The 12,859-nt window shown below is 32.1% G+C and carries 13 protein-coding genes and 1 pseudogene; 12 read left to right on the top strand and 2 right to left on the bottom strand.

The features are described 5' to 3' along the window. Positions 1–134 precede the first annotated feature (134 nt). Complete coding sequence (locus EAI80_RS09290; protein WP_129981800.1) at positions 135–1,022, bottom strand: LysR family transcriptional regulator; 888 nt, start codon at positions 1,020–1,022, stop codon at positions 135–137. Positions 1,023–1,133: 111 nt separating this feature from the next. Here EAI80_RS09290 and EAI80_RS09285 point away from each other — a divergent pair, with 111 nt between their 5' ends. The 12 genes from EAI80_RS09285 (at position 1,134) to EAI80_RS09240 (ending at position 12,595) form a co-directional block, all read left to right on the top strand. After that, positions 1,134–2,159 carry a YeiH family protein gene (locus EAI80_RS09285; protein WP_129981799.1) on the top strand — a complete coding sequence of 342 codons (1,026 nt, stop codon included), beginning with the start codon at positions 1,134–1,136 and terminating at the stop codon, positions 2,157–2,159. Between the two features lie 88 nt (positions 2,160–2,247). Further along, positions 2,248–2,817, top strand: a complete 570-nt coding sequence (locus tag EAI80_RS09280; protein WP_129981798.1) for a TIGR00730 family Rossman fold protein — start codon at positions 2,248–2,250, stop codon at positions 2,815–2,817. Between the two features lie 9 nt (positions 2,818–2,826). Next, positions 2,827–3,273, top strand: a complete 447-nt coding sequence (locus EAI80_RS13640) for a hypothetical protein (RefSeq protein ID WP_202976628.1) — start codon at positions 2,827–2,829, stop codon at positions 3,271–3,273. Positions 3,274–3,411: 138 nt separating this feature from the next. Then, positions 3,412–4,131: a hypothetical protein gene (locus EAI80_RS13635; RefSeq protein WP_202976627.1), complete on the top strand. Its 720-nt coding sequence runs from the start codon at positions 3,412–3,414 to the stop codon at positions 4,129–4,131. 24 nt (positions 4,132–4,155) lie between these two features. Next, positions 4,156–5,040, top strand: coding sequence for a DEAD/DEAH box helicase family protein (locus EAI80_RS13630; RefSeq protein WP_202976626.1), 885 nt, complete (start codon positions 4,156–4,158; stop codon positions 5,038–5,040). 54 nt (positions 5,041–5,094) lie between these two features. Continuing rightward, the gene (locus EAI80_RS13870) at positions 5,095–6,132 is read left to right on the top strand and encodes a transglutaminase domain-containing protein (protein ID WP_238634551.1); all 1,038 of its coding nucleotides are present in this window, start codon (positions 5,095–5,097) and stop codon (positions 6,130–6,132) included. Positions 6,133–6,165: 33 nt separating this feature from the next. Then, on the top strand, positions 6,166–7,170 hold the full coding sequence (locus EAI80_RS09265; RefSeq protein WP_129981797.1) for a macro domain-containing protein: 1,005 nt from the start codon (positions 6,166–6,168) through the stop codon (positions 7,168–7,170). Between the two features lie 116 nt (positions 7,171–7,286). Continuing rightward, a complete protein-coding gene (locus EAI80_RS09260; RefSeq protein WP_129981796.1) occupies positions 7,287–8,558 on the top strand; it encodes an ADP-ribosylglycohydrolase family protein in 1,272 nt (423 codons plus the stop codon). A 245-nt stretch (positions 8,559–8,803) separates the two neighbouring features. Next, positions 8,804–9,709 (top strand): quinolinate synthase NadA, encoded by a 906-nt coding sequence (gene nadA, locus EAI80_RS09255; protein WP_192924038.1) that lies wholly within the window; start codon positions 8,804–8,806, stop codon positions 9,707–9,709. 13 nt (positions 9,710–9,722) lie between these two features. Next, a complete protein-coding gene (locus tag EAI80_RS13955) occupies positions 9,723–11,762 on the top strand; it encodes an L-aspartate oxidase (RefSeq protein WP_129981794.1) in 2,040 nt (679 codons plus the stop codon). After that, entirely contained in the window at positions 11,763–12,296 is a 534-nt protein-coding gene (locus EAI80_RS09245; protein ID WP_129981793.1) for a transcription repressor NadR, read from the top strand. It begins immediately after the preceding gene. A 53-nt stretch (positions 12,297–12,349) separates the two neighbouring features. Continuing rightward, the gene (locus EAI80_RS09240) at positions 12,350–12,595 is read left to right on the top strand and encodes a metallophosphoesterase (protein ID WP_161220317.1); all 246 of its coding nucleotides are present in this window, start codon (positions 12,350–12,352) and stop codon (positions 12,593–12,595) included. An 83-nt stretch (positions 12,596–12,678) separates the two neighbouring features. Here the strand turns inward: EAI80_RS09240 and EAI80_RS13440 are convergent. After that, a pseudogene (locus EAI80_RS13440) lies at positions 12,679–12,859 on the bottom strand (hypothetical protein); the annotation flags it as partial.

Here is a 12,859-nt window from a genome sequence, read left to right as displayed (position 1 = left end):
GACAAATAGTCTATATCCTGAATATTTCTGCTCCACACTTCTCTTAAATCGTTACCTGTAGATTATGGGTATTCAAAAAAATAAACTATAGACAACCACTAAAAACTTTTACTACGTTTTGATACATTTAGTCATCAAAAAGGTATTGTTAAAAATTCTTCACTAATAGAAATATACTTATCAGTAAATAGACTATCTTTTTCCCAGATGAATTCAAAATTATGCTGGAGCTTAAAGTCATCTAATACAATTTCTTTTAATATACCTTTCTGTAATTCTTCTTTGACTGCAGTTTTATACATGAAAGAAATACCGCAATCTTTTTTAAGCAAGCTGATGATTGTATGCATGTTTTCTATCTGTGTATAATGTATAAAATCAGAAATAGACAAACCACGTACATTTAGACTTTCTTGTAAAATATGTCTTGTACCAGAACCTTGTTCTCGTACAAGAAGTCTTTCATCAAGAAGGTCATGTAAAGTATGAGGTATATTTTTAAACTCATGTGATGCAGCACAGACGGCAATATAGTCCTCTGTGCTGTATTTTTTATGACTATATTTCTCTTTAGGATAATTTCCTTCTACAATAGCCATATGAATCTTACCTTGATCTAATAACTTTAATAAATCTGCCGTATTTCCATAATGAAGATGCAGATTCATTTCAGGATGATGCTTGATAAAATCAGCTAATCTATCTACTATCGCATACTCACCAATTGTCATAGTCACACCAATCGACAATGTTTCTATCATTCCTTCATGACTTTTTATCTCTTTCTTAATATTCTTTTCATCGTTCTGCATAGTCATCAAATATTTTCTTAATACCTCTCCAGAACGTGTTAAAGATAACTGCTTATTTGAATATACAAAGAGTGTTGTTTCATATTCTTGCTCCAAATAATGAATATGCTGTGATACAGCTGGCTGAGTAATATGTAGTTGTTTTGCAGCAAGCGTATAGTTTAATGTCTCACATACTTTTAAAAAAGTATGAATACGATAATCTAACATCTCATCACCTCATCAATAATATTTACTTATAGTTCAATAGAAATATATAATTTTATATTATTACAGTCAAGTGATATAATGAGCACACATTTAAAAGAAAGCAGGTAAATCATGGAAACTATTAAAAAGAATATATATGGCATACTTGTATGTTTAGTTGTTGCGATTCCATCATGGTTACTAGGAAAACAATTTCCAGTTATCGGTGGAGCAGTGATTTCAATTCTTGCAGGTATGATTATTACTATGTTTTGGAAAGAAAAAGGTAAAGCAGCACCAGGGATCAAATGGACTTCTAAAATCATCCTACAGACAGCTGTCGTCTTATTAGGTTTTGGTATGAACTTAGGTGTCATCTTTGAAACAGGAAAGCAGTCATTACCTATTATTATTTGTACCATTTCAATTTCACTTCTTATTGCATGGCTTTTAAGAAAGATATTACATGTACCTTCCAATACATCTATTCTAGTAGGTGTAGGTTCATCTATTTGTGGTGGTTCTGCCATTGCAGCTACTGCACCAGTCATTGATGCCGATGATGATGAAGTTGCTCAGTCTATTGCGGTTATTTTCTTTTTTAATGTCTTAGCTGCATTATTCTTCCCTATTCTAGGTAAGGCCATTGGCTTTGACACATTACATGGTGATGCGTTTGGAATATTTGCAGGGACTGCCATCAATGATACATCTTCAGTCACTGCAGCAGCATCTACTTGGGATAGTATGTGGCACTTGGGTAGTGCTACACTTAATAAAGCTGTTACTGTAAAACTAACACGTGCACTTGCCATTATTCCTATCACTTTAGGATTATCAATGATTAGAAGTAAGAAAAAACAGAAATCTTCAAACTTCAGCTTAAAGAAAGCATTCCCTATGTTTATTCTTTATTTTGTATTAGCTGCCATTATTACTACAGTCAGCCTTCATATGGGAGTTAACAGCAATGTTTTCTTACCTATTAAAGAATTATCTAAATTCCTTATTATTATGGCTATGGCTGCAATTGGACTTAATAGTAATGTCATTCACTTAATTAAAACAGGCGGTAAACCATTATTAGTAGGTGCATCATGCTGGTGTGGTATTACTATTGTCTCATTACTTATGCAGCATGTGATGGGTATCTGGTAATTATTGACTTTATAAACTATATTTCTTTAGATAGAAATAGACTTACAGTGAAACTTAATTTTCACTGTTTTTTTTATAGGAGAATCATATGAACATTACAGTATATTTAGGTGCCTTGAGAGGCAATGATCCAGTATTAAAGGATGCAGTTAAAGAACTTGGTACATGGATTAGAGAAAACAATCATACACTCATCTATGGGGGATCAAAATCAGGATTAATGGGATATATTGCAGAAAGTGTATTAGATGCAGGTGGAGATGTCATTGGAATAGAACCACAATTCTTTATTGATGAAGAACTACAATATGATGGCTTAACAGAGTTAATCATTACTAAAGATATGACAGAAAGAAAAACAAAAATGATAGAATTAGGAGATGCCTTTATCGCCTTTCCAGGTGGTACAGGAACACTAGAAGAAATATCTGAAGTCATGTCTAAGATTTCATTGAAACAACTTAATGCACCTTGCATATTCTATAATTTAAATGATTATTATAGGGGTATGAAAGAACTTATGTCCCATATGATAGAAATGGGATTATCAACTCATGAGAAACAGAAGGGTATCTATTTTGCGGATCATCTAGACGATAGAAGAAAATCAAGAATTAAAAGAACTTCTAAAAAATCTCATATTACATTTAATGATTAAAAAGAAGAAATGACAACCCAATCTATAAATGAGGGTGTATGTATCAAGGATACTTATATTTATGATAAACTTGTAGCTTACTTTCTTACTTTATTTCAAGGAAGAAGAGATGTATATGCATTAAGAGGTTCTAAGGGAGGATACTTTCCACAATGTTATAATAAATGGAAAGAATATTGTCCTAAACAAAATAGTCAAAAAGGTGTGTCCTGTCAAAAGTGTCCTTATAAAGAGTGGAAAGCATTAGATAGAGAAGTAGGCAAGGATCACTTATTAGGCTACAAAGACAATTGTACAGATGTCATTGGATTATATCCTTTACTAGAAGATGATACATGTAAACTCATAGTTTTGATTTTGATAATCATAATAATAAGAATAGTGAAAATAATGATTGGAAAGATGAAATTGATGCAATTAGAAAAATATGTCATGAAAATGGTATTGATGCATTAATAGAACGCTCACGTTCAGGAAATGGGGCATTCTCTTTAAGGATTTGTACCTGTCTCTCTTGCTAGAGAATTTGGATTACTACTCATTGAGAAAGGATCTCAATCTATTAATCTCAAATCATTTAGATATTATGATCGTATGTTTCCTACTCAAGATCATAGTGAAGGTTTAGGTAATCTTGTTGCATTACCACTTCAAGGACAGGCATTAAGACAAGGTAATAGTGCTTTTGTAGATGAAAACTGGAATCCTTACTATGATCAATGGAAATTACTAACAACAGTTCATCAATTATCTAAAAATGAGATAGAAGAACATATCTATAAATGGAAAGAAGAACTTTCAATCCCTCAAACTCTTCTTACAATGGATCTAGGAAAAAGAATTAAGCCATGGAAAAAGGATGAAAACTTCCATAGTGAAGATGTGATAGAAAGACTCTCTATTGTCCTTGCAGATGGTATCTACGTGGATACACTTAATCTTCAGCCACGAATCCAAAACCAGATCGGACGCTTATCTGCATTTGATAATCCTATATTCTATAAGAATCATAACTTAGGATTTTCTAATTGGAATCAGCCAAGAGTTATCTATTTAGGGGAAGACATAAACGACTATATAAAAATCCCAAGAGGATTATTAGAAACACTACTTAATAAGTGCCATTCATCAAATATTGAGTATGAAATTGTTGATAAGAGAGAAAAGGGAAAACCTATTAATGTATCATTTACTGGAAAATTAAGAGATGAACAGCTGACTGCCGCGTCTGATTTATTAAATTATGACAATGGTGTTTTAAATGCAGCGACTGCATTCGGTAAGACTGTTGTATCTAGTTATTTAATATCTTAAAGAAAAGTCAATACACTCATTATTATGCAAAGTGTTTCACTAATAGACCAATGGGTAGATGAATTACATCGCTTTTTAGAAATAAACGAAGATCTACCTGTGTATAAAACAAAAACAGGTAAAGAGAAACAAAGAAAAGATCTCATAGGTGTATTACATGGAAGTAAAAATACTTTAACTGGTATCATAGATGTTGTATCAGTCAACTCTATTTATGACAATGAAGGCAACTGTCGTTTAAATCATGAATACGGCATGGTGATAGTAGATGAATGTCATCATGGTGCCTCTCATGTATTTGAAAATGTATTACGTCAAATTAATTCTAAATATATCTATGGTGTTTCTGCGAACGATAAAAGAATAGACAGACTTGAAAAGAAAGTCTATATGCAGTTAGGTCCAATTAGACATCAATATACAAGCAAAGAAAGAATAGAAAAACAATCTATTGATCATCATGTCTATCCACGATTCACAAGAATAATGGCGTTAGGTGATATTAAAAATGATCTTAATAGTGTGTATGCGTTTATCTCTAAATATGAAAATAGAAATAATATGATTATTTCTAATATAAAGAAGTGTATTGAAGAAAATAGAACACCTATCGTATTAACACGCTATAAAGATCATGCTAAATTATTGTATGAATCACTTAAGAAGAATGTCCTAGATCATACATATCTTATTTATGGTGATCATACATTAAAAGAAAATGAAGAAGTAAGAAAAACAATATTAGCACTTTCTCATGATGAACCTTTTATACTTGTTGCGACATCTCAATCAGTTGGTAAAGGATTTAATGTACCTAGACTCGATACACTATTTTTAACTTCTCCTGTATCTGGTGAACCTTTAGTTGATCAGTTCTTAGGAAGAATCAATAGAGATTATAAGTATTAAAAAAGTGCGATTGTCTATGATTATGTAGATTCTCATATTCATTATTTTAATAATATGTATAAGAAACGCTTATCTGCTTATAGAAAGATTGGTTTTGATGTGATTACTGATCTTGTAGACAATAAACAAAACGTGAATCACATTTACAATTATAATGATTATTTAGAAGTATTTAGACAAGATATCCATGAATCAAATAAAAGCATCATTATCTCTAGTCCTCAATTAAATGAAAAGAAAGTATTATCTTTTATTGATTTAATTAAAGATAGACAAGAAAAGGGTGTTTCAGTCAATGTATTCACCAAACAGACAGATGAACCTTATACAAATAATCTCATAGATTTATTATATGGTAATGGTGTATTTGTAGAAGTGTATCCTGATTTAGATTCTTATTTTGCAGTCATTGATCAAGAAATCGTATGGCACGGTGGAATAAACTTGCTTGGTAAATCAAATATCTATGATAGCTTAATGAGAGTGAAATCAACTACGATTGCGGAAGAACTTATATTAAGTCCTACAGAAACTAAAGATTGTGACTCCTATGTAAGAGATGAAATCTTATTTGGCTATAATAGTGATGATTATATACCTGCTTCAAAAGTAATAGCCGATGGCTATGGTCAATGTAATACTAAAGGAACTCTATTTATGGCATTGCTACGTGCCTGTGATATTCCATGTAGAATACATGGCTTTACTATTAATAAGAAACTGCAAAAAGGAGCTACGACAGGTATTGTATATCATAGTGCACCTAAGAATATATTTCACAGCTGGGTGGAAGTTTACCTTGAAAATCGATGGTACGAACTAGAAGGATTTATTTTAGACAAAGCATATCTTAAACAACTTCAGAATAGATTTGCTAAATGTACTGGTCCATTTTGTGGTTATGGTATTGCAGTGAAATATTTCAAACACCCTATAATTGACTTCAATAGAAATAATACCTATATTCAAAGTGAAGGAATTACTCAAGACTTTGGTATCTATGATTGTCCAGATACGTTACTAAAAGAACATCATCAAGAGATGTCAACCATTAAAACATTCGCTTATAAGTACATTGGTGACATCTTATGAATTATAATGTAAAGAAAATAAGGAGAAACTTTTATGGCATTTAAGATAGTAAGAAATGATATCACAAAAGTAGAAGCTGATATCATAGTTAATACAGCAAATCCAAAACCAAAATGTGTCAGTGGCACAGATCTGGCAATATATGAAGCAGCAGGAAAAGAAGCGCTTCTTGCAGAAAGAAAGACTATTGGCCCCATTGAAAGAGGAGATATTGCTGTCACTGGAGCTTATAATCTCAACGCAAAATATATTATTCATACAGTAGGACCTGTATGGATTGATGGAAATCATCATGAACTTGAAATACTAGAAAGATGTTATCGTCTACCTTTACAAAAAGCAGTAGAATTAGGATGTCAAAGTATCGCATTTCCTCTTATTTCAACAGGTGTATATGAATTTCCAAAAGATAAGGCTTTGCACATTACAGTCTCTGTATTCCGTCAATTTTTGACAGAACATGAAATAGAAATTATTTTAGTTGTATTTGATAAGACCTCTTTTCAATTATCGAGTCAGATTGTAGGAGAAATTGATTCTTATATTGATGCAAACTATGTCAAAGAAAGTCATATCAATGAGTATCCTTTAAGCTACAGACGAAGTGCTCGTCTTCGTTCTTTATTTAACTCTACGCTTCATGAAGAACCATCTCTACATTTATCGAATACTTCTTTAGAAGATCAGCTCGCAAATATTGGTCCTTCATTTCATGATAAATTATTTGAATTAATAGACAAAGCGCATCTAGATAATAAAGACGTATGGAAAAGAGCAAATCTAGATAGAAAACTTTTTTCTAAAATTCAATGCAATAAGAATTATCATCCTAAAAAGAAAACTGTATTTGCATTATGTATCGCATTACAGCTTAATCTAGAAGAATCAAAAGATCTACTTGCAAGAGCAGATTGGGCATTTAGTCCAAGTAGTGAAGTAGATCTAATTGTACAAAAAGCAATCATAGACAAACACTATGATATTATGGAACTCAACATCACATTGTTCAAATATACCAATGAAACTCTTGGAGCATAAATGACGTCGGTACTTCATGTATCGACGTTTTTTAAATGTCGCTTTCAAAGCGACCATATATCTTTCCGCTTCATTTATACTGATATTGTAATAAGAAAAGATTGGAGGAATATATTATGTATGGTACAATTTTAGGAGATATTATTGGTTGTCCATTTGAATTTGATAGAGGAGATAAAACAAAGGATTTTAAATTATTTAGTAGAAGATCTCATTTTACAGATGATTCAGTCATGACTCTTGCTGTATGTGAGGCGTTACTTAAAGTAGGCCAGGATGCAACAGTCAAAGAAATTGGGGATGCTGTTATAACAAGTATGCAATCATGGGGAAGAAGATATCCTCATGAAGGATATGGAGGTTATTTTAGATGCTGGTTAACAGCACGTCATCCTGAGCCTTATAATAGTTTTGGAAAGGGTTCTGCAATGAGAGTATCAGCTGCAGGATGGCTTTATGATTCCCTTGAAAAAACAAGAGTTGTCGCAAAAGCAACTGCAAATGTAACTCATAATCATCCAGAAGGTATTAAGGGTGCAGAGTCGACTGCGAGTGCGATATTTATGGCAAGAAATGGTTCATCAAAAGAAGAAATCAAAAAGTATATTGAAAATGAATTTCATTATGATTTAAATAGAACACTTGATGAAATCCGTCCTAGCTTTCATATGCATGAAACTTGTCAAAAAACCGTCCCAGAAGCAATCATTGCTTTTCTTGAAGCAAAAGACTTTGAAGATACAATAAGAAATGCAGTATCTCTAGGTGGAGATACAGATACACTTGGTGCTATTACAGGAAGTATTGCAGAAGCCTATTTTGGAATACCTGAAGCACTAAGATCTGAATGTAGAAATCGCATCAATAAAGATATGAGAGATGTTGTTGATACATTTTATAGTCTTGTTAGAAAAGATGATTCACCTAATACAAATCAGATGATTGAAAAAGCTATCAATCAATATTATGTTCATAATGATAAAGAAGGTATGATACTATTTATGAATATGATGATAAATGCAATGAATCAGGGTGGAGAATTTATTGTTCCTTATATTACTAAGAATCCATTCTTATCAAAAGAACAAATCAATAGTATAAGCATTGGTGACACATTTGCTCTTGATCATGATGTCAAACTTAAAATGGAAACAGCCAAAGATGCAAGTGGTATAGAGTGGCTAGGTGTATTTACTTCAACAGAAGAGATGCATAAAGGTTCTTGTGGCAATGTTCAGATCAATCAATCCATCCTATCAATTCTAAGATTAGCACTTGACTTAGAAGAGATAAATGGAATTGTCATCAATCCATTTGGAAAATATATGCAAATAAGTAAAGCTATGATACTACTATTGATTGGTATATATGAAGAACATGAAAAATAATTAAAAATCCTCAAGAGATTGTAACTGACTTGTTATAATCTCTTTTTTGCATTAAGAGCATATTTCCATGATGAAAAAACTGTAATCTATTACATATAACCATACTGTAATATTTGTTGAACATATTTCTTTTACAATGTCAACATATGTGTCTTGACATCTGTCAACAACAATGATAGCATATGCACAGCGTAAAAAGAGATAGGCGCTTAATTTAGGAAAAGTTGGAAAAAGAGGATTAAATTATGGATATGATGAATAGAATCAATCTGCTTAAAGAAGAGAAGAATGCTGTTATATTAGCTCACTATTATGTGGATGCAGATGTACAGGCAGCGGCTGATTTCATTGGTGACTCATTCTATCTTGCAAAAAAAGCAGCAGAAACAGATGCTGATGAGATTGTATTTGCAGGTGTAGAATTCATGGGAGAAAGTGCTAAGATACTTAATCCTACTAAGCATGTATATATGCCAGATGCACATGCTGATTGTCCTATGGCACATATGGTCACTATAGAAAAGATTAAAGAAATGAGAGAAAAGTATGATGATTTAGCTGTTGTTTGCTATATCAACTCTACTGCAGAAATAAAGACTTATAGTGATGTATGTGTTACTAGTTCAAATGCAGTAAAGATTGTTAATAAGTTACCTAACAAGAATATTTTCTTTATACCTGATCAGAACTTAGGAAGCTATGTGGCAACTCAGGTTAAAGATAAGAATATTATCTTAAATAGTGGTTTCTGTCCAAGACACCATATTATGACTAAAGAAGATGTATTAAATGCCAAGAAAGAACATCCTGACGCTTTAGTAGCTGTTCACCCAGAATGTAAACCTGAAGTATTAGAAGAAGCTGATTATATTGGTAGTACATCAGGTATTATTGATTATATTTTAGGTAATGATGCAAAGGAATTTATTGTTGGTACAGTAGATGGTGTTTATGCCACAATCCTAAATCAGGCACCTGATAAGAAGCTTTATAATGTCGTAAGAACTCAGGTATGTCCTAATATGAAACTTAATTCACTAGAAAAGATTATTCATGTATTAGAAACTGGTGAAAATGAAGTGTTCTTAGATGAAGAATTTATGAATAAGGCAAAAGCACCATTAGAAAGAATGCTTGAACTTGCTAAATAGGAGATGACTAAAAATGAGTAAAAAAACAGATGTTCTTATTGTAGGTACTGGATGTTCAGGATTATATTGTGCCCTTAAATTACCTGGAAACCTTAATATTCATATGATTACTAAATCATGTATAGAAGAAAGTGATAGTTTTCTTGCACAGGGTGGTATTTGTATGTTTAAGGATGAAAGTGATTATCATGCTTTCTTTAAAGATACACTAAGAGCTGGCCATTATGAAAATAATCCTCTTTCTGTAGAATTAATGATTAGAAGTTCTCGTGCTGTACTTGATGATTTATTATTATATGGTACTGATTTTGCTAGAGATGAAGAAGGAAACCTTAAATATACAAGGGAAGGTGCTCATTCTACTAACAGAATCCTTTATCATGAAGATATTACTGGTAAAGAAATCACTAGTAAGCTTTATGCAGAAGCCAAGACAAGAAAGAATATCACTATTGAAAAATATGTCACTTTGACTGATTTAATTGTTAAAAATGGTAAGTGTGTTGGTGGTAAAGTACGCAAAGGTGATGAAGAATATGATATCTATGCAGACTTTGTTGTACTTGCAACTGGTGGTATTGGTGGTAAATATAAGAATTCTACTAACTACCGTCATTTAACAGGTGATGCCATTGATCTTGCTAAGAAATACAGTATTGAAACAGAACATTTGGATTATGTACAGATTCATCCAACAACTTTCTATAGTGATGATAATGAAAGACGTTTCCTTATTTCCGAAAGTGTCAGAGGTGAAGGTGCGTTATTATATGATAAAAATGGTAATCGTTTCGTTAATGAATTATTACCTAGAGATGTTGTTTCTGAGGCAATTAAGAAACAGATGGAAAAAGATGGTACTGATTATGTCTTAGAAGATTTAAGACCTATTGGTGAAAAGGAACTAAAGGAGCATTTCCCTAACATTGTTCAGTACTGCTTAGATAAAGGATATGATGTAACTAAAGAATGTATTCCTGTTGTACCAGCCCAGCACTATTTCATGGGTGGTATAAAAGTCAATGAAAACAGTAAAACATCTATGCCTAACTTATATGCTGTTGGTGAAACAGCATGTAATGGTGTTCATGGTAAGAATAGACTTGCTAGTAACTCATTATTAGAAAGTTTAGTATTTGCTAAAAGAGCCGCAAAAGATATGACAAGAAAGTATGAGGCCCCAAGTATGTTTGATAAGACAACTTTAAAATTAAATGTAGACCCACTAATCCTTTCAGCTCTTCGTGAAGATATTACAAGTGAAGATGTTTCTACATGCAGTGTTATGAGAACTGCACAGTTAGGTGAAGTAGAATTAATTTGTAAAGAAAATGGTATTATTGCCGGTCTTCAAATTTTTGAAAGAACATTTAAATTATTAGATGAAGATGTAGATGTACATTTCTTTGCTCATGATGGTGATGAAGTACATAAAGGTGAATTATTGGCTAAAGTCACTGGTGATATGAGAACTCTTCTTGAAGGTGAAAGAACTGCTCTTAACTACTTACAGAGAATGTCAGGTATTGCCACTTATACTCGTAAGGTGGCAGATCTTCTTGAAGATACAGATATTAAGTTACTTGATACAAGAAAGACAACTCCAAATAACAGAATTTTTGAAAAGTATGCTGTTAAAGTAGGTGGAGGAAGCAACCATAGATATAACTTAACAGATGGTGTTCTATTAAAAGATAATCATATCGGTGCTGCAGGAAGCGTCACTAAAGCTGTACAGATGGCAAGAGACTATGCTCCATCAGTAAGAAAGATTGAAGTAGAAGTAGAAACATTTGATATGGTGCAAGAAGCAGTTGCTGCAGGTGCTGATATTATCATGCTTGATAATATGAGTACTGAATTATTAAAGCAGTCTATTGATTATATTGATAAACGTGCTGAAATTGAAATTTCAGGTAATGTAACTGCAGAAAACATTAATAGAGTGAAAGATATGGGTGTTGATTTCATTTCTAGTGGTGCTTTAACACACTCTGCAAAGATTCTAGATTTATCATTAAAAAACCTTCATGCAATTAATGGGAGAGACTAAATGACTGGTAAAGAAAGAAGGGACTACATCCTTACAGAACTGACGGAAAGTGATACACCGATTTCTGCTTCTAATTTTGCGAAACGTCTTCAGGTTTCACGTCAGGTTATTGTGAATGATGTCGCACTTCTTCGCGCTAATAATCATGTTATAGAAGCAACCAATAAGGGATATATTATACGCCAGTCTGCAATGGTAGAAAGAGTTCTTAAAATGCAGCATACAGATGCAGATATAGAAAAAGAGTTAAATACTATAGTTGATTTAGGTGGCTATGTGAAAGATATCTTTGTCTATCATAAAGCTTATCATATTGTACGTGCACCTCTTAATATCGCATCACGTTTAGATGTAAAGAAATATCTAAATAATTTAAAATGTGGGAAATCTATCTCCTTAATGACAGTTACAAGTGGTTATCATTACCATACAATTTGTGCTGAAACAGATGAGAGACTTGATGAAATACAGGAAGCTTTATCAAAGCTAGGATATCTCGCAAAACTACAGGAATATGAACCTTTTGAATTCTAAAGCCATCTTTATTGATGGCTTTTTTTATGTATAATGAGATGGAGGTGATGAACATGATTTATATAACAGGTGATACACATGGAAATCAATTTAAATGGCTTGAGCAGATAGATCCTATACTTAAAGAAGGGGATATAATTATAGTTTGTGGTGATTTTGGAATAGGCTTTTTCCAACAGAAGTATTCTTCTGAAGAATCATTTTATGATTTTATTAGTGAACAGCCTTATACTGTTTTATTTATTGATGGCAATCATGAAAACTTTAATCGACTGAATAGTTATCAAGTAGAAGTGTGAAACAAAAATCAATCAAAACGTATAAAAAAAGACAAACTTAAAAATAAGTTTGAATAATTTAGAAAAAATAGAATAATTGAATATTATGGTTTAGTTAATTTAGAAACGTCAAAACCTGATTTCTTAAGAAACTCTATCGCTGATTCTTCTGTTAAAACTTGTTGCTTTATAGGTGGCTTAGGATTTTTAAATGATTCATAATCTGAAGGATTAAATGTCTCTCCAGTAAGAATCATATGGTATATACTGACAAGCATCATTCTT

It is taken from the genome of Catenibacterium sp. co_0103 (assembly GCF_004168205.1).
GTDB lineage: Bacteria > Bacillota_I > Bacilli_A > Erysipelotrichales > Coprobacillaceae > Catenibacterium > Catenibacterium mitsuoka_A.
The sequence above is the reverse complement of the archived record's forward strand: the minus strand, read 5'-3'. Positions and strand labels throughout refer to the sequence as shown.